The following is a 17,702-nucleotide window of genomic DNA, read 5'->3' on the forward strand; positions in this document are numbered from 1 at the left end:
TCCTTTCGTGAACGGTCGGGGTTAGCAGTGCAGCAGGAAGTGGTTGAGCACCTCCGTGCCGAACGTCAGCGACTCGACGGGTACCCGTTCGTCGACGCCGTGGAACAGCGCCGCAAAGTCGAGATCGGGCGGCAGCCGCAGCGGGATGAAGCCGAAGCAGCGGATGCCCAGGCGGGCAAAGTGTTTGGCGTCGGTGCCGCCGGACAGCATGTAGGGCACGATGCGGGCGTCGGGGTCCACGGTCAGCAGCGCGGCGTTCATCGCGTCCACCAGGTCGCCGTCGAACGTGGTCTCGTAGGCGGGCAGGTCGGTGATCCACTCGCGGGTGACGTTGGGTCCGATGAGTTCGTCGACGGCGGCCTCGAATTGCGCCGCGTGGCCGGGCAGGATCCGGCAGTCCACCACGGCCTGCGCCGAACCCGGGATCACGTTGGCCTTGTACCCGGCGTCGAGCATCGTGGGGTTCGCCGAGTCACGCAGCGTCGCACCGACGATGCGGCCGATCGGACCCAGCTTGGCGACCACGCCGTCCAGGTCCGGCGACTCGGGATCGAAGGAGTGCCCCGTCTCCTCCCCCACGGCGGCCAGGAACTGGGCGACGGTGTCGGTGAGCACCACGGGGAACTGGTGGCGGCCCAAGCGGTCCACCGCGCCGGCGAGGGTCGTGACGGCGTTGTCGTCGTGCACGAACGAGCCGTGGCCCGCGCGACCGCGGGCGGTGAGCCGCATCCAGCGCATGCCCTTCTCGGCCGTCTCGATGAGGTAGAGACGCTTGTCGCCGCCGTCGCGGTGCGGCACCGTGAGCGAGAACCCGCCGACCTCGCCGATCGCCTCGGTGACGCCCTCGAAGAGGTCGGGGCGGTTCTCGACGAGCCACCCGCAGCCGTACTTGCCGCCGGCCTCCTCGTCGGCGACGAACGCGAAGACCAGGTCCCGCGGCGGCACCGTGCCCGAGCGCTTCAGGTGGCGCGCCACCGCGAGCATCATGCCGATCATGTTCTTCATGTCGATGGCGCCGCGACCCCACACGTAGCCGTCCTCGACGGCCCCGGAGAACGGGTGGACGCTCCAGTCGGCGGCCTCGGCGGGGACGACGTCGAGGTGGCCGTGGATCAGCAGCGCTCCCCTGCTCGGGTCCGCGCCACGCAGTCGGGTGACGACGTTCCCGCGGCCGGGTGCGCCCGATTCGACGTACTCGGTCTCGTAGCCGACCTCCTCTAGCCGGGCGGCCACCCAGCGAGCGCATTCCGCCTCACCCTTGGTGGTGGCCAGCTCGCCGGTGTTCGACGTGTCGAAGCGAATCAGCTCGCTGACGAGGCCGACGACCTCGCTGGTGGCTTCCGGGGCGTCTGTCACAGTCCCATTCGTACCACCATCACACCGAGGCGGTTTGGGTCCGGGGTGCCCCTTCGGTTAGCCTTAGGCGCTCTTGTCCGAGTGGCGGAATGGCAGACGCGCTAGCTTGAGGTGCTAGTGCCCTATTAACGGGCGTGGGGGTTCAAGTCCCCCCTCGGACACCACGTAGTTTCAGTTCATCGCGAAGCTAGACGGCAGTTTCTCGCCCGCGAGCGGCGGCCGGCCAAGCGGGCCTTCGGACACGCGTTGGACGTCGACGCAGTTTTCGCGTCCATGCTGATCGCCACGGCATCGAGGTCACTGCCCCACAGATCCGCGTAGATCCGCAGCGTCACGCTCGGATCCTCGTGACCGAGCATCAAGAGACACCACCAGTACGTTGCCGCCGGAACTCATCGACGAGCGTTCCCATGTGTGCCGATGACCATGCGGGTGATTGTCTGTACCTGTGCTCGCTCAACGGCCCGGTTGAACCATCCCGTCGCGTCGTAGCTGGGCCGCTTCAGATACCCGCTGCCGCAGGCCGCGAAGAGCAAATCGGCGGCGTTGCGAGCCTCGGACCGAGCAGCCAGCCCGGCCAGCACCGACACCGCTACCAGCACCATGCGGTTCTCCTTGCCCTTCGTCTGCCCGAGCTTGAACACTGGCCGACCTGAAACTTCTGGTGTTGTAGCGAAATTCGCCGTTTCAGGAACTCGACGTCGGCGACTGTCGGCGCTATTGCCTCACTCCACGGGCCTGCGTGCCCGCTTCATTGCTCGATGTCGAAGCGTGCGGAATACACGTTCGCGCTCCACTCCGGGTCCCTGGCGATCGCCCGTGTGCCCGGCGGGTCGCTGGTCCCCGCGAAGCTGTGGATGAGCGGATATTGCTGTCGATTCTCACGGGCTGTGTCATTTCTTTATCCGCGATGCCGTCGTCTGACATCTGGACACCGTGCGTGAGACAAGTTGACTAGCGTCGTCCAACGCCACCTCGTACCCAAGGTCGGTCGAGTACCGGATGGCTGACGTACCACTGCGGCATAATTCCTAGTCGGAGGGTTCGCGGCGCCGGTCGACTCGACGACGGTCGATAAGGCCGGCGCACTGGTTCCACCGGATGAGGGGATGCGGTTGATGGACGAGCGTTCGCGGCGAGCCGCTGGAAGGGCGGGGCGGGCCATGCCATACGACTACTTCGAGGCCGTTCCGAACTACACCGACACTGTTCCCGATTACAGAAGGCTGGCCCGCGAACTCGGACAGAACATCGCCGTGACGCGGCCGTTGGCGCACAACGGCCGGGCGTTCTGGAAGCTCACCGACGCCGACAGCGGAGCACTGGCCTGGCTCGCATTCACTCGGCCGGATGTGCGGTCGGCGTTGGTCCGGCGCAAGGTGTGGACATTGATCCCTTACCTGCAGGAATTCATGGCGAACTGGTTCGTGAGCGTCGACCACGAACTCTCCCAGCAGAGCCAGTGGATACATACGAACATCGACGTTTATGAGGCGCGCGAACTGGCGCTGCTGGTGCCGCAGCCGACTGCCGGGGACATGAAGCGGATCACCCGACCCGAAGCGGTGCTGACCCTCGACGACATCGACCGGCACAAAGTCACGACCGTACTGGGCAAAGGGACTGCACAAGCGATGAAGGCTCGGTGATGACTCACCCGAACAGACAGGGATTCTGGAAGTGGGCGTACGGCGACCTGCTGTCTAACACAAACCGCGGCGTGAATGTCGTTTATTCATCCTGATTCGACAGCTCTGCGGGGGTTCAAGTCCCCCCTCGGACACCACGTAGTTTCAGTTCATACGTCGAGTACGACGGCCTCCACGGGCCGACTGCAGCACAGCAGCACGTTGCCCTCGGCGGGCCGCTCGATCGGCTCCGGGTCGTACACCACCGCGCCGGCGAGCATCGGCGTCTCGCAGTTGTGGCACACCCCGGTGCGACACGACCATCGGGTCGGCACGTCACACGCCTCCGCGAAGTCGAGCAGGCTGGGATACGACGGACCCCACGGCGCGGTCAGACCGCTGCGCGAGAACGACACCTCCGGCCCCGTGCCCACCGGACCCGCCGGCTGGTGCGGGGTCGTCGGCGCCGCCGAGGCGATGCCCGGCGTCAAAGCCGCTGCGGGACCGAAGGGTTCGCGGTGGATGTGGGACGGTTCCACGCCGGCCGCGACCAGCAGGGCGTCCATGGCCACCATGAACGCGTCCGGACCGCACACGTAGACGTCGGCATCGCCCGGGATGGCCGCCGACGCCAGGGCCGCCTCGGACAGCCTGCCTGCGATCGCGAAGTCGGTGCCGACGTGGTCTGCGGGTCCGGGACGGCTGTAGGCGACCAGCGAGCGGCTGCCCGGAATTGCGTCGATGAGTTGGCGCGCCTCGTCGGCGAAGGGGTGTTCGGCACCGTCGCGCGCGCCGTGCAGCCACCACACCCGCCGGGGCGACGGCGCTTCGGCCAGGTGATGCAGCATCGACAGCACCGGCGTCACGCCGATCCCCGCCGACAGCAGCACCACCGGCCCGTCCCCGTCGTCGAGGAAGAAGCTGCCCCGCGGCGCGGCGACCTCGACCGCGTCGCCGACGGCCAGGGTGGCCCGCAGGTAGCGACTGACCGAGCCGTGCGCCTCCTCCTTGACGCCGATGCGGTAGGTGGACGCCCCCGGCCGGTTGCACAGCGAGTAGTTGCGGATCGCCGTCGTGCCGTTGGGGCGGCGGACCCGGATCGCGATCGACTGCCCGGGCCGCCACGTCGGCAGTGCGCTGCCGTCCTCGGCGGCCAGTTCGACGGAGAACACGCTGGTGCTGCTCTCGTCGATGCGGCGGACCACGAGCGAGCGGAAGCCGGGCCAGGCGGGCGGCGGGCTGGTGGCCGCCGACGACAGACCCGTGTTGCCGGTCGCGGTCGCGGGCTGCTCGGCGATGCTGCGCAGCGAGCCCTGCCAGCCCGGGCTCAGCGCGGCCACGCGCATCGCCCGCTGCAAGGTCTCCCGCGGGTGGCCGGGCAGGTACAGCAGCGCGTCGACCTCGGCGACCGAGATCCGCTCGGGGTCCGCGTGCACCTGCTCGACGGTCTGGCCCGCCTCGACCTCGCCCTCGGTGATCACGCGCAGATAGAACCCGGGCCGACGGTGCTCGACGAGCAGGGCGGCCATCCGCGGCTCGTCGAGCCGCAGCCCGACGCGGTAGCACGTGACGCGCGGCTGGCTGACCTCGAAGACGGCGCCGCCGATCCGGTACCTGTCCCCGATGCACACCTCGTCGTCGGCCAGCCCGTCGACGGTGAAGTTCTCGCCGAAGGCGCCGAGCGGCAACGTCGTTCGCCCGAGGACCGATTCCCAGTGCCGGTAGGACTGCGTCTGGTAGACCAGCACGGCGCGGTGTTCGCCCCCGTGTCCCCCGAGGTCGCCCTGCCCGTCGCCGTCGACGTTGAGCCGCCGCACCAGCCGCGGTCCGGTGACCGGCGACTTCCACGCGCCGGTGTACACCGTGCGGGCGCCCCACGCGACGTCCTTCGGCAGGCCCACGTTGAGCGACACCAGGGTGGCCACGGGGTCAGGCCCCGGCGCTGGTGGTGCTGGTGGCCATGCTTTCGGCGAACGTGACGACGTCGCGCAGGGCGCGGTCGAACAGGTCGGGAAGTGCTGCGGCGCCGAGCAGTTCGCCCGCGTGCGGTACGCCGTTGTAGACGTGTCCGGTGGCCCGCACCCCCGCCTTCTGCAGCGTGCGCAGGTATGCCTGCCCCTCGTCGCGCAGGGGGTCGAGTTCGTCGGTGGTGATGACGTGCGGCGGCAGACCCGCGACGTCGTCGACGGTGGCGTAGTAGGGCCAGGCGAGTGGATTCCTCGCGTGCCTGCCGTCGGGGTCGTAGAGGCTCGACATGAGCGTCATGACGCTGGGCCCGAGGACGTATCCCTCGTTCTCGACGAGTGACGGCAGCGCGGGATCGGGAGTGTCGTACCCGCCGAAGACGAACGGCACCTGCGCGTAGACGCCGTCGACGTGATCGAGCCGGCCGTCGCGATTGGCCTTGAGCGCCGTCGCCACCGACAGGTTGCCGCCGCCGGACTCACCGGTGACCACGATGGACGAGATACCGAGGTCGCCGCGACGCTCGTGCATCCAGTCCAGTGCGCTCGAGCAGTCGTTCAGGCCGGCCGGAAACGGATGCGGGCCAAGCGATCCGGCGGCGTTGCGGAACTCGACGCCCACCACCACGCACCCGCGCTCGGCGAGCTTCTGCCGCCACACCACACTGGTCGCCGAGGTCAGCACCGCCATGCCGCCACCGTGCAGGTGCAGCAGACCGGGTAGCGGGCCGTCGACGTTGGACGGCCTGTCGACGTAGAGGGTGATCTGGTTGCCGTCGACACCGGTGATGGTCTCGGTGGTCGACGTCAGCCCCTGCGGCTGGGGAACGTCCGACAGCAGCGCGGCGAACACGCCGTCGAAGGCCTGTTCCACCGCGAGGGCCGTCGCCAGCAGGTCCTCGCGTGGCGACTGACGGTCGACCGGGAGGTCCGGCGCCCTGACGTCGAGTCCGAAGGGCGCGAACAGTGCCAGCATCTTCGGATCGGAACGGGGGTCGGTGCGCAGTTCGAGGGTGGGATCCCCCAGTCGACCGGGCAGGGTGACGGCGGCGGGAGTCTCCATGATCGCCGAAATTACACCTCGGCGGGCGGCCGCGAGCCGTTTCTCGGGCGGCGCTCGGCCTAGCACTCGGGTGTGACATCTCGGCGTGCGGAAGGCGTTGCGCGGGGCGGTTATCCACAGTTGACGATTCATCCCCAGATCGGGCTTCGAGGGCCCCGTCCGGGCGGCGTGGCGGGCAGAATAGAACACGTGTTCGATGAATGGAACGGTATGGGCGACGCCGCACTTCTGGCCGCCATGACCGCAGACCTGCGCGCCGAACGCGCCGCCTCCGCACGACGGATCATCGCCGCCGGCACCCTCGCCATCCGCCGCGACCCCGGCCCCGACGCCACCACCGCCCTGTGGACCGTCGACGACCTCGACGTCACCATCGCCGAAGTCTCCGCCGCCCTCGGCATCAGCCGCCACCGCGCCCGCACCGACATGACCCTCGGCACCTGCCTCATCCAACGCCTGCCGGGGTTGGCGGCGGTGTTCCTCGCCGGCGACGTCGACCGCCGCGTCATCGCCACCATCGACGACCGCACCTTGCTACTTCAGGACCCGAAGGTGCTCGCCGCGATCGACGCCCGCATCGCCGCCGCCGCACCCCACTGGAACCACCTCTCCGAGAAGAAACTCACCGAAATCCTCGACTGGCTCGTCACCGACCTCGACGCCGACGCCCAACGCCTCACCCGCCAGCGCCGCGACGACCACCACGTCACCATCCACCCCGACCAACACGGCACCTCAGACCTCACCGGACGGGTCTCCGCCGAGATCGGCACCTACTTCGACCAACGCCTCACCGCCGTCGCCACCACCGTCTGCCCCGCCGACCCCCGCAGCCTCGACCGCCGCCGCACAGACGCCATCACCGCCCTCTGCGACGGCCTCACCCACCTCGACTGCCACTGCGGCACCGACACCTGCACCGCCACCGGCAGCGCTAGCAGTGGTGGTGGGAATGGTGGGCACCAGATCGTCATCCACGTCCTCGCCGACCAGGCCACCCTCGACGGCACCACGGACACCCCCGCCTACCTCCCCGGCCACGGACCCCTGCCCGCCGACCACACCCGCGACCTCGCCGCCTCCCCCCACACCAAGGTGCGTCCCGTGCCGAAGCCCGACGACCTGGTGGCCGAGTCGGGCTACCGGCCCTCCCGCGGCCTGTCCGACTTCCTGCTCTGCCGCGACCTCACCTGCCGCTGGCCCGGCTGCTCCCACCCCGCTGAGCGTTGCGACGACGACCACACCATCCCCTGGCCCTACGGACCGACCCACCCGTCCAACAACAAGAAGTTCTGCCGCCACCACCACCTGATGAAGACCTTCTGGGTCGGCCCCGGCGGGTGGAGCGACAGCCAGCACCCCGACGGGACCATTACCTTCACCAGCCCCACCGGACTGACCTACACCACCACCCCACTCGGCGCGACACTCTTCCCCCAGCTCGCCGCCTCCACCGGCACCCCACCCATCACCACCCCACCACCGCCGGAGAGCCCCCGCGATCTCAAGGGCCTGCGCATGCCGAAACGGCCCCGCACCCGAGCCCAAGAACACCAACGCCGCATCACCACCGAACGCGACACCAACATCGCCCACCGACTCGCTAACCCACCACCCTTCTAACCCACACCCACACCCACACCCACACGGCATACGGCGCAACGAGACCCGTTGCGCGGCACTGCCACGTGCCCGTCAGGGCGACGTGTCGGACCCTCGCGATAGCGTGCACTCGTGCGGTCGGGGGACCGCAGATTCAGGGGGTGGGACATGTTCCGCAGTGCATTGACGGTGGCAGGAATGGCCACGAGCGTGGCGGCGGGCGGCCTGGCGCTGGCGCCGGCGGCAACAGCGGATCCGATCGACTACGTGATGGTGCTCGACGACGAGGGCGTCTACTACGAGTCGATCAGCGACGTCATCGATCTCGGCAAATTCACCTGCCGCATGCTGCGGTCCGGTGCGCCGGTCCCGGCGGCGCTGAACAACGCCGCGAGCGCCGGGTACGCGCCGTACGAGACGGGGATCATCGTCTACTCCGCGGGAGCCAACATGTGCCCCGACGTGTTGCCGGACATCGAGTCGTGGGCCCGGAGCGGCAACGGCGGCGCCGCGACCGCCGCCTACTGACGCCGCACGTACACGGGCCTCAGTAGACGTCCCGCACATAGCGTTTGGTCGCGACGAGTTCGCGCTTGTAGTCCCGTGCGGCGTCGTCGGACAGCCGGCCGTGGCGGCGGATGATCGCGGTGAGCGCGTCGTCGACGTCCTTGGCCATCCGCGATGCGTCGCCGCACACGTAGAAGTGCGCGCCGTCCTCGAGCCAGCGCCAGACGTCGGCGCCGTAGTCGGCCATCTTGTGCTGCACGTACACCCGCTCGGCCTGGTCGCGGGAGAACGCCAGATCGAGTCGGTTCAGCAGACCGTCACGCACCATGTCCTCGAGATCGTCGCGGAAGTAGTAGTTCTCGGCGCGGTGCTGGTCGCCGAAGAACAGCCAGTTCGGCCCCGCGTGGCCGAGCGCGCGGCGCTCCTGCAGGAAGCCGCGGAACGGCGCCACGCCGGTTCCCGGCCCGACCATGATCATCGGCGTCGCCCCGTCCTCGGGCGGCCGGAAGTGCGGCGACGGCTGCAGGAACACCTCGGCGTGGGTGGCGCGGTCGGCCAGGAACGTCGACGACACCCCGCCGCGCCGGGCGCCGCCCGGGCTGCGGTACCGCACCACCGACACGGTCAGCTGGATTTCGTGCGGACTCACCAGCGGGCTCGACGCGATCGAGTACGAGCGCGGCACCAGCCGTACCAGCGCGTCGAGCCACTCGGCCGGGTCGGCCCGCACGGCGAACGCCTCGACCACGTCGAGGCCGTTGCGGCTCTCGAGCCAGGCGTCGCGGTCCGCACTCGACGTCGCCAGCGTCCGCGCCGCCGCCCGGTCACCGCACCGCTCGGCGATGAAGGACAGCAAGTTCGGCGTCACCCGGCACACGTCGTAGGACCTCGCGAGCGCCTCGCGCAGCGTGACGTCGGCGCCGTCGACGTGCACGGTCTCCGAACCGACGAGTCCGGTGGCGGACAGCCACGCGTCGACCACCTCCGGTGCGTTGTCGACGTAGACGCCGAGCGCGTCGCCGACGGCATAGGTCACGTCGTGCTCGGAGACGTCGAAGCCGAACAGCCTTACCTCCTTCGCCGCCGCCGGTGGGGTCAGGGCGACGTTGCGGCTCAACGGCACCCGCAGCGGTCGCTGGCGGGTGAACGGCGCGGCCGCGGGTGCCGGGGCGGGCGCGGCCCCGGGCGCGACACCGGACGCCGCACCGGAGCCGACGGTCTCCACGACGCGGTCGGTCCAGCGGGTCATCGGCTCGTCGTCGTAGGCCTCGCATTCGGCGCGGTCGAGCAGCGTGGTGGCACCCAGGTCGGAGAGTCTGCCGTCCAACGACTTCGCATACCCGCAGAAGTCGTCGTAGGAGCGGTCGCCGATGCCGAGCACGGCGTAGCGCACCCCGTCCAGCGCGGGCTGGTCCGGGTGCGAGAGCCGGTCCCAGAAGTCCGCACCGTTGTCGGGCGGACCGCCGTCACCGAACGTGCTCGTGACGATCACGACGTCGCCCGCCGCCACCAGGTCGGCCGGCGTGGCCTGGTCCATCGCGACCAGCCGCGACCCACCGAGCCGACCGGCGACCCGCGAGGCGACGTCCTCGGCGGTACCCGTCTGCGACGCCCACAGCACCAGCGGCCCGTCCTCGGCGACCGGCTCCACCGCCGTGCCGCGCGAATACCGCCCCGCCAGCAGGCCGTCCAGCCACAGCCGGACGTCGGCGCGCACCGGCGCCGACGCGGGCAGCACCGGTACACCGACCACGCCCTCTTCGAGACCGGCGAAGAAGCCGGTGAGGTACAGCCGCTCGTCGTCGTGCAGGGCGGGCGCCGACGCGGGCAGACCGGGCAACCCGAAGGACGCGACCGGCGTCAACCGCACCGCGCACACCTTGAACTCCGGCTGCAGCGACATCGGGTCGACGGCGTCGTTGGTCAGCGCGTTGATCGTGAGGTCGTCGCCGTGGGCGTCGTTCCAGTGGAAGGGCACGAAGCAGTCGCCGGGCCGCACCCGGTCGGTCACCACCGCGGGCAGCACCGCCAGGCCGCGGCGTGACGTCAGCTCGACGCGGCCACCCTCGACGATTTCGAGCGCGGCGGCGTCCTCGGGGTTCACCTCGACGAACGGGCCGGGGTTGAGCTTGTTGAGCTTGTCGACCCTGCCGGTCTTCGTCATCGTGTGCCACTGGTGTTGCAGGCGACCGGTGTTCAGCACGACCGGGAAGTCGTCGTCGGGCAGCTCGGCCGCCTCGACGTGCGGCCGCGGTAGGAACACCGCGCGACGGGAGGGCGTCGCGAACGCCAACCGCGGCCTGCGCCCGTCGGCGTCGACGAACTCGTCCTGGCTCACCCCGTCGTTGAGGTAGCGGATCGGGTTGCGGTCCGGCGACTCCGGCCCGACCGGCCACTGCAGCGGCGTCTCACGCAGCCGCTCGTAGCTCGCCCCTCGCACGTCCCACCCCGTCCGCCGGTTGGTGAACCGGCGGATCTCGTCGAAGATCTCCTCACTCGACTTGTAGTCGAAGTCGTCGCCGAAGCCGAGATGCTCGGCGACCCGGCAGATCAGCTCCCAGTCGGGCATGGTCTCCCCCGGCGCCGGGATCGACTGCGACAGCAGGGTCAGGTTGCGCTCGGAGTTGACCATGACCGCGTCGGACTCGGCCCACAGCGTCGCGGGCAGCACCACGTCGGCGTACGCGTTGGTGGCGGTGTCGCGGTAGGCGTCCTGAGTGATCACCAACTCGGCGTTCCGGAGACCAGCGATGGTGGTCGCGCGATTCGGCATCGTGGCAACGGGATTGGTGCAGATGATCCAGCACGCCTTGATGTCGCCTGCCGCGAGCCGCTCGAACATGTCGACCGCGCCGGGGCCGAACTCGGTCCTGATCGTGTCGGGCGCCAAGCCCCACTGCTCCTCGACGAACGCCCGGTCCTCTGCCGAGGTCACCGCGCGCTGACCGGGCAGACCCGGCCCCATGTACCCCATCTCGCGGCCGCCCATGGCGTTCGGCTGTCCCGTCAGCGACATGGGGCCGCTCCCGGGCCGACAGATGGTGCCGGTCGCCAGGTGCAGGTTGCAGATCGCGTTCGTGTTCCAGGTGCCGTGTGTGCTCTGGTTCAGCCCGACCGCCCAGCAGGTCATCCAGTCCCCCGCCTCGGCGATCATCGACGCGGCGCTCCGGATGTCCGCCTCGGCCAGACCCGTGATCTCGGCGACGACGTGCGGGGGGTAGTCGGCGAGGAACGCGGGCATCGCGTCCCAGCCCTCGGTGTGCTCGGCGATGAAGTCCGCGTCGACGTCGCCGTTGGCGACGAGCAGGTGCAGGATGCCGTTGAGCAGCGCCAGGTCCGTGCCGGGCCGGATCGGCAGGAACAGGTCGGCCCTGTCGGCGGTGGCGGTGCGGCGCGGATCGACCACGATGAGCTTGGCGCCTGCCTTGAGCCGGTCGGCCATGCGCAGGAACAGGATCGGGTGGCAGTCGGCCATGTTCGAGCCGATGACGAAGAAGAGGTTGGCGGCGTCGAAGTCGGCGTAGGACCCCGGCGGTCCGTCGGATCCGAGCGATTGCTTGTAGCCGGTGCCCGCGCTGGCCATGCACAGCCTCGAGTTGGACTCCAGGTACTTGGTCCGAAGGAACCCCTTGGCGAGCTTGGTCGCCAGATACTGCGACTCGAGCGACATCTGACCGGACACGTACAGCGCGACGGCGTCCGGGCCGTGCTCGTCGACGATCTCCCGCAGCCTGCGGCCGGCCTCGGCGATGGCGTCGTCGACCGTGACGGCAGTCAGATCGTCGTCCCGCCCGGCACGCACCAGCGCAGTGGTCAGCCGTCCCTCGTCGGCCCGCATCAGCTCCGCGTGCGTGGCACCCTTCGTGCACAGCCTGCCGAAGTTCGTGGGGTGCAACTTGTCCCCCGACACCCGCGCGATCACCGGCACGCCGGTGTCGGGGTCGGCGCGGGTCTCGACCGAGATCCCGCAGCCGACCCCGCAGTACGAGCAGGCCGTGCGCGTGTCGGGCATCGTCAGCCGACGGGCGCCGGTGCCCGGCCCACGTGCTCACCGGCGACGGTCCGCACCGATTGCATGCGCAGGAACACGAACCAGGTGACGACGGCGCACACCACGTAGAACACCAGGAAGACCCAGAACGCATTGGTGGCCGACTTCGCCGCCCCGGTGTACGACAGTCGCAGCGCCACGTTGATGAAGACGCCGCCCAGGGCGCCCACCGCGCCGGCGAACCCGATCAGGGCCCCGGACATGCGCCGCGACCACGCGGCCTTCTCGTCGGCGGTCCAGCCGTCCTTGTCCTGTGCCTTGGCCTCGAAGATCGACGGGATCATCTTGTACGTCGAGCCGTTGCCGATGCCGGACAGCACGAACAGGACGATGAAGCCGACCACGAACCCGGTCATGTGCGCTCCGCTGGGGGCACCGGGCGCGGCGTCGTCCATCATGCCCGTCGCGACCAGGATGCCCGCGGCGAAGATCATCGCGACGAAGGTGTACAGCGTGATCCGTCCGCCGCCGATGCGGTCGGCCAGCTTGCCGCCGAACGGCCGTGAGATCGACCCGAGCAGCGGGCCGAGGAACGAGATCTGCGCGGCGTGCAGGGCGGCCTGCGCTGCGGTGTCGCCACCGGCGAGGAAGTTGATCTGCAGCACCTGGCCGAACGCGAACGAGAAGCCGATGAACGATCCGAAGGTACCGATGTAGAGGAAGCTCATCACCCAGGAGTGCCTGTAGCGCAGCGCTTCTGCGAGTGCACCGAGGTTGGACTTCTGGTTGCGCAGGTTGTCCATGAAGAACGCCGCACCCATCGCCGCCACCGCGATCAGCACCAGGTAGATGGCGCAGACGATCTCCGGCGCCGTGTTGCCGACGGTCGCGATGACCAGCAGCCCGATCAACTGGACGACCGGCACGCCGATGTTGCCGCCGCCGGCGTTGAGGCCGAGCGCCCAGCCCTTGAGCCGCTGCGGGTAGAACGCGTTGATGTTGGTCATCGACGACGCGAAGTTGCCGCCACCGAACCCGGCGAACGCCGCGACCACCATGAACGTGGTGTAGCTGGTGCCGGGGTTCTTCATCGCCCACAGGGTGAGCAGCGTCGGGATGAGCAGCAGCAGGGCGCTGACGATCGTCCAGTTGCGGCCGCCGAAGCGGGCGGGGGCGATCGTGTACGGGATGCGCATGAACGCGCCGACCAGCGTGGGCACCGCGACGAGGTAGAACTTGCCCGCCGCGTCGATGCCGTACACGTCCTGCGGCATGAACAGCACCATCACCGACCAGATCGACCAGATCGAGAACCCGACGTGCTCGGCCACGATGGACCAGATCAGGTTGCGCTTGGCGATCTTGTCGTTGCCCGACGCCCACGCGTCGACGTCCTCGGAATCCCAGTGGTGAATGTCGCGGCTGTGGGAGAGCTTGCTCATGGTGACAGTTCTATGCGCGGGCGATGTTGCGCCGGTTGCGCGTCCGTGACCGTCATGTCAAGTGTGGCTCACAGTGCCGTCCCGACGCCCCGTGCGCAACGGGATTCACGGCCGCCTCGCGCAGGAAACGATGCGGAAACAATCGACACATATCTGTTGAGGGCATGACCGACGGAAGCACCCCACGGTTCCTGCAGGGCGCCTACGAGTTCACCGGGAAGGGGCTCGACGAACCGGTGCCGATCGACGCCGCGCTGCGCTACGTCGTGCCCGCGGGCGCGGTGACGCAGCCGGTGTACTTCCGCGGTGGCAACGGCTGCGACGAGATGGTGAGCGCCGTCCTGATGCGGGACGGTAAGCCCATGCGCTACTTCCCGATTGCCGCGAAGGGTGCCACGCACGTCGCGCTGCGCGTGGTCGAGGACCTCCTCGGCGACACGGTGCTCGAGCTGTGGGTGGCCGCACCCGCGGGATGCACCGGGACCCTGGTGCTGGACCTCGGCCTGGTGGAGGTCTGATGCCACGGCTCGTGGTCGTCGGCAACGGGATGGCCGGGATCCGCGCCATCGAGGAGATCCTCGCCCGCGGCGGCGGGGACGCCTTCGACATCACCGTGTTCGGCGACGAACCGTACGGCAACTACAACCGCATACTGCTGTCGAACGTGCTTGCGGGCAGCGATGATCCGGCCGAGATCTACCTCAACGCCCTCGACTGGTACGCCGACAACCGCATCGACCTGCGGGCCGGCGTCCGCGTCGTGCGGATCGACACCTACGCGCACGTGGTCCACGCCGACGACGGCACCAGCATGCGGTACGACAAGCTGATCCTGGCCACCGGCAGCCGCTCGTTCTTCCCGCCGATGAAGGGCCTGTGGGCCGACGACAAGACCCTCGTCGACGGGGTGTACGGCTTCCGCACCCTCGACGACACCTCGACGATGATCACCGAGGCGGCCACCCGCACGAAGGCCGTCGTCATCGGCGGCGGCCTGCTGGGCCTGGAAGCCGCACGTGGACTGCAGAACCGCGGGCTGACCGTCGACGTGGTGCACGCCGGACCCGTGCTGATGAACGCCCAACTCGACGACCTGGCGGGCGCGATCCTGCGGAAGTCGGTGGAGGCGCTCGGCATCGGGGTGCACACCGGCAAGCGCACCACCGAGGTGACGGTGTCCGAGGACGGCCGATTGACCGGCATCGTCTTCTCCGACGGTCAACACCTGGATTGCGACATGCTGGTGATCGCCGCAGGGATCCGGCCCAACGTCGGGCTGGCCCAGCGCGCCGGGCTGACCGTCGAGCGTGCGATCGTCACCGACGACCACATGCGGTCGGTCGACGACGACGACGTGTACGTGGTCGGCGAGTGCGCGCAGCACCGCGGTCAGGTGTACGGGCTCGTCGCCCCGCTGTGGGAGCAGGCCAAGGTACTGGCCGACCACCTGACCGGACACGACGTGGCCGCCGCCTATCACGGCTCCCGCGTCGCGACGAAGCTGAAGGTGGCGGGCGTCGACGTCGCGTCGATGGGCGTCAAGGCGCCGGAGTTCGACGACGACGAATTCGTGCAGTACTCCGAACCCCGGCACGGCGTCTACAAGACGATCGTGATCCGGGACGGGAAGCTCGTCGGTGCGACGCTCGTCGGCGACGTGTCCAAGGTGTCGTTCCTGACCCAGGCCTTCGACAGCGGGCTGCCGCTCCCCGACGAGCGGGTGTCGCTGATGTTCGACATCGGCACGCCCGACGTCGGGGTAGGCGTCGCCGAACTCGCCGACGACGCACAGGTCTGCAATTGCAACGGCGTCTCCAAGGCAGACCTCGTCGGCTGCGTCCGCGACGGCATCACCTCGCTGCCCGGCGTGATGGCGAAGACCAAGGCGGGCAAGGGCTGCGGTTCGTGCAAGCAGCTCGTCGGGCAGGTCGTGGAGTGGGCCGCCGGCGGCGCGGTCACCGAGGACCCGTCCGCATCCTGGTACGTGCCCGCCGTGCCCTACGACAAGCCGACCCTGATGACGCACATCCGCGAACTCCGATTGCACTCGGTGTCATCGGTGTTCGCGGCGCTGGCGCCCGACGGCAAACCCGACGCGGGATCCAAGATGGCGCTGGCGTCGCTGCTGGAGACGATGTGGGCCGACGAGTTCGTCGACGAGCGGGACGCCCGCTTCATCAACGACCGCGTGCACGCCAACATCCAGCGCGACGGCACGTTCTCGGTCGTGCCGCAGATGAAGGGCGGGGTCACCAACGTCTCGCAGCTGCGCAAGATCGCCGACGTGGCCGAGAAGTACGAGATCCCGATGATCAAGCTGACCGGCGGGCAGCGCATCGACCTGCTCGGGGTGCGCAAGGAGGATCTGCCCGCAGTGTGGTCGGACCTCGACATGCCGTCCGGGTACGCCTACGGCAAGAGCTTCCGCACCGTGAAGACGTGTGTGGGCAGCGACTTCTGCCGGTTCGGAGTCGGCGACTCGACGGCGCTGGGCATCGCGATCGAGGAACGCTTCCAGGGGTTGGCGAGCCCGGCCAAGATAAAGCTCGCCGTCACCGGCTGCCCGCGCAACTGCGCCGAGTCGCTGTGCAAAGACCTGGGCGTCGTGGCGATCGACGGCGGCCGCTGGGAGATGTACGTCGGCGGTGCGGCCGGCGCGCACATCCGCAAGGGCGACCTGCTGGCCACCGTCGACTCACCCGAGGAGGTGATGACGCTGACCGGCCGCTTCCTGCAGTACTACCGCGAGAACGCCAACTGGCTGGAGCGCACCTACGCCTTCGTCCCCCGGATCGGCATCGAGCGGCTGCGGGAGATCGTGGTGGACGACAGTGACGGGCTGGCCGAGCAGCTCGACGCGAACATGGCGAAGTCCGTTGCCGCGTACCGCGATCCGTGGCAGGACGGTCGGGAGCCGGCGACGGAGGGGCAGTTCAGGACGTCGCTGCCGCTGGTGCCGCTGCCCCGGGTGCCGGTCCGATGAGCAGCGCCGTGGTGGGCCACGTCGACCAGATCCCCATTGGCGAGGGCCGTACGTTCGCCGTCGACGGTGAGCAGGTGGCCGTCTACCGGATGCGTGACGGCTCGCTGCGCGCGTTGGGCGCGGTGTGTCCGCACCGGGGCGGTCCGCTGGCCGACGGCCTGACCGACGACGCCGTCGTGGTGTGCCCGCTACACGGTCTCGGCTTCGACCTCAGCACGGGCGAGGAGGTCAACGGCGGCCCGAGCGTGCGCGCGCACGAGGCGTCGGTAGACGATCAGGGCGAGGTCCGCGTCACGACATGTCCGCGTAGCGACCACGAATCAGGCTGAAGACGCCGTACGCGGCGATTCCCATCGCCGCGAGCACCAGGAGGATTCGGCCGAACGGGGCGGAGCCGAGGGTCTTGACCGCGGCGTCGATGCCGGAGGCCTTGGCGGGGTCGGACGTGAGCGTGGCGACGATGACCAGGATCCCGGCACCCGCGAGCACCAAGCCCTTGGCGACGTAGCCGATGACGCCGGCCGGCGTCACCACCGAACCCTTCGAGCGGGTCAGTTCCTTCTCGAAGCGCTTCGTGGCGCCCTTGTAGACGTGGTAGCCGCCGACGCCGATCAACACCAGCGCGACGACGATGAGAACCGCCTTGCCCCAGCCGGATTGCATCAGCTGTGCGCTCATGCCGGCGTTCTGCTGGCCGCTGGACTGGCCGCCGCCCATGGCGAACCGTGCCGCCGACACCGCGAGCGCGATGTTGACCACGCCGACGGCGGCTGCCTTGACCTTGTCCTTGGCGTCCCGTTCGACGACCGCCTCCGCGAGGTGCCACAGGCCCAGGGCCGCGAGACCTGCGGCGGCGAGCCACAGCATGATCGCCCCGCCCGTCTGACTGCCGAGCTGCGCGAGCGCGCCGGATTGGTCCGCGTTGCCCGCGGCGCCGAACGCCAGTCGGAGAATGATCCACGCGAGGAGGATGTGTAGGACGCCGCTGGCGATGAAGCCGGCCCGCGCCGCGCGTTCGAACCACTCATTGTCGGCGGCGTTGCGGACCGCGCCCTTGGTGTCGACCATGGCCGGGGGTTACCCCTGCAAGATCACCCACCAAACCCGAGTATTGACGTGAAAGTAGAACGAGCCGCACCCGGACGCGACGATGGGCCCCTCGCGTA

At 69.3% G+C, this 17,702-nt stretch carries 13 protein-coding genes and 1 tRNA gene; 7 read left to right on the top strand and 7 right to left on the bottom strand.

Going from position 1 to position 17,702, the window contains the following annotated elements:
* Positions 1 to 21: 21 nt before the first annotated feature.
* The gene (locus AC1MEY_RS11355) at positions 22 to 1,356 is read right to left on the bottom strand and encodes a M20/M25/M40 family metallo-hydrolase (protein ID WP_480230724.1); all 1,335 of its coding nucleotides are present in this window, start codon (positions 1,354 to 1,356) and stop codon (positions 22 to 24) included.
* Between the two features lie 75 nt (positions 1,357 to 1,431).
* Here AC1MEY_RS11355 and AC1MEY_RS11360 point away from each other — a divergent pair.
* A tRNA-Leu gene (locus tag AC1MEY_RS11360) sits at positions 1,432 to 1,520 on the top strand.
* A gap of 228 nt (positions 1,521 to 1,748) precedes the next feature.
* Here AC1MEY_RS11360 and AC1MEY_RS11365 read toward each other — a convergent pair.
* A complete protein-coding gene (locus tag AC1MEY_RS11365; protein ID WP_480230725.1) occupies positions 1,749 to 2,000 on the bottom strand; it encodes a hypothetical protein in 252 nt (83 codons plus the stop codon).
* A 519-nt stretch (positions 2,001 to 2,519) separates the two neighbouring features.
* On the opposite strand from AC1MEY_RS11365, the gene AC1MEY_RS11370 reads away from it, so the two are divergent.
* Positions 2,520 to 3,005 carry a hypothetical protein gene (locus AC1MEY_RS11370; protein WP_480230726.1) on the top strand — a complete coding sequence of 162 codons (486 nt, stop codon included), beginning with the start codon at positions 2,520 to 2,522 and terminating at the stop codon, positions 3,003 to 3,005.
* 149 nt (positions 3,006 to 3,154) lie between these two features.
* Here the strand turns inward: AC1MEY_RS11370 and AC1MEY_RS11375 are convergent, their stop codons facing one another.
* Entirely contained in the window at positions 3,155 to 4,909 is a 1,755-nt protein-coding gene (locus tag AC1MEY_RS11375; protein ID WP_480230727.1) for an MOSC domain-containing protein, read from the bottom strand.
* Between the two features lie 4 nt (positions 4,910 to 4,913).
* Positions 4,914 to 6,011, bottom strand: coding sequence for an alpha/beta hydrolase fold domain-containing protein (locus AC1MEY_RS11380; RefSeq protein WP_480230728.1), 1,098 nt, complete (start codon positions 6,009 to 6,011; stop codon positions 4,914 to 4,916).
* A gap of 189 nt (positions 6,012 to 6,200) precedes the next feature.
* On the opposite strand from AC1MEY_RS11380, the gene AC1MEY_RS11385 reads away from it, so the two are divergent.
* Entirely contained in the window at positions 6,201 to 7,634 is a 1,434-nt protein-coding gene (locus AC1MEY_RS11385; protein ID WP_480230729.1) for an HNH endonuclease signature motif containing protein, read from the top strand.
* A gap of 177 nt (positions 7,635 to 7,811) precedes the next feature.
* Positions 7,812 to 8,141 carry a DUF732 domain-containing protein gene (locus AC1MEY_RS11390; protein WP_480230730.1) on the top strand — a complete coding sequence of 110 codons (330 nt, stop codon included), beginning with the start codon at positions 7,812 to 7,814 and terminating at the stop codon, positions 8,139 to 8,141.
* 19 nt (positions 8,142 to 8,160) lie between these two features.
* Here AC1MEY_RS11390 and AC1MEY_RS11395 read toward each other — a convergent pair whose 3' ends face one another.
* Both AC1MEY_RS11395 and AC1MEY_RS11400 read right to left on the bottom strand, forming a co-directional pair.
* The gene (locus AC1MEY_RS11395; RefSeq protein WP_480230731.1) at positions 8,161 to 12,132 is read right to left on the bottom strand and encodes a bifunctional nitrate reductase/sulfite reductase flavoprotein subunit alpha; all 3,972 of its coding nucleotides are present in this window, start codon (positions 12,130 to 12,132) and stop codon (positions 8,161 to 8,163) included.
* Positions 12,133 to 12,134: 2 nt separating this feature from the next.
* Positions 12,135 to 13,553, bottom strand: a complete 1,419-nt coding sequence (locus AC1MEY_RS11400) for a nitrate/nitrite transporter (RefSeq protein ID WP_480230732.1) — start codon at positions 13,551 to 13,553, stop codon at positions 12,135 to 12,137.
* Between the two features lie 164 nt (positions 13,554 to 13,717).
* On the opposite strand from AC1MEY_RS11400, the gene AC1MEY_RS11405 reads away from it, so the two are divergent.
* Genes AC1MEY_RS11405 through AC1MEY_RS11415 form a run of 3 tightly spaced genes read left to right on the top strand, consistent with a single transcriptional unit; the run spans position 13,718 to position 16,865 of the window.
* On the top strand, positions 13,718 to 14,071 hold the full coding sequence (locus AC1MEY_RS11405; protein WP_480230733.1) for a molybdopterin oxidoreductase: 354 nt from the start codon (positions 13,718 to 13,720) through the stop codon (positions 14,069 to 14,071).
* Positions 14,071 to 16,536 (top strand): nitrite reductase large subunit NirB, encoded by a 2,466-nt coding sequence (gene nirB, locus AC1MEY_RS11410; protein WP_480230734.1) that lies wholly within the window; start codon positions 14,071 to 14,073, stop codon positions 16,534 to 16,536. Before AC1MEY_RS11405 ends, nirB begins: the two co-directional genes overlap by 1 nt.
* On the top strand, positions 16,533 to 16,865 hold the full coding sequence (locus tag AC1MEY_RS11415; protein WP_480230735.1) for a Rieske (2Fe-2S) protein: 333 nt from the start codon (positions 16,533 to 16,535) through the stop codon (positions 16,863 to 16,865). The genes nirB and AC1MEY_RS11415 overlap by 4 nt, the downstream gene beginning before the upstream one ends.
* Here AC1MEY_RS11415 and AC1MEY_RS11420 read toward each other — a convergent pair.
* Positions 16,828 to 17,604 carry a DUF1206 domain-containing protein gene (locus AC1MEY_RS11420; protein WP_480230736.1) on the bottom strand — a complete coding sequence of 259 codons (777 nt, stop codon included), beginning with the start codon at positions 17,602 to 17,604 and terminating at the stop codon, positions 16,828 to 16,830. The genes AC1MEY_RS11415 and AC1MEY_RS11420 overlap by 38 nt on opposite strands.
* Positions 17,605 to 17,702: the final 98 nt, after the last annotated feature.

Source organism: Mycobacterium sp. PTI7 (genome assembly GCF_056679845.1).

Bases quoted from the DNA above. Each gene is read 5' to 3' on its own strand.
- AC1MEY_RS11420 (WP_480230736.1), bottom strand. From the start codon at position 17,604: ATGGTCGACACCAAGGGCGCGGTCCGCAACGCCGCCGACAATGAGTGG.
- AC1MEY_RS11390 (WP_480230730.1), top strand. From the start codon at position 7,812: ATGGCCACGAGCGTGGCGGCGGGCGGCCTGGCGCTGGCGCCGGCGGCA.
- AC1MEY_RS11370 (WP_480230726.1), top strand. From the start codon at position 2,520: ATGCCATACGACTACTTCGAGGCCGTTCCGAACTACACCGACACTGTT.
- AC1MEY_RS11405 (WP_480230733.1), top strand. From the start codon at position 13,718: ATGACCGACGGAAGCACCCCACGGTTCCTGCAGGGCGCCTACGAGTTC.
- AC1MEY_RS11380 (WP_480230728.1), bottom strand. From the start codon at position 6,011: ATGGAGACTCCCGCCGCCGTCACCCTGCCCGGTCGACTGGGGGATCCC.
- AC1MEY_RS11400 (WP_480230732.1), bottom strand. From the start codon at position 13,553: ATGAGCAAGCTCTCCCACAGCCGCGACATTCACCACTGGGATTCCGAG.
- nirB (WP_480230734.1), top strand. From the start codon at position 14,071: ATGCCACGGCTCGTGGTCGTCGGCAACGGGATGGCCGGGATCCGCGCC.
- AC1MEY_RS11415 (WP_480230735.1), top strand. From the start codon at position 16,533: ATGAGCAGCGCCGTGGTGGGCCACGTCGACCAGATCCCCATTGGCGAG.
- AC1MEY_RS11395 (WP_480230731.1), bottom strand. From the start codon at position 12,132: ATGCCCGACACGCGCACGGCCTGCTCGTACTGCGGGGTCGGCTGCGGG.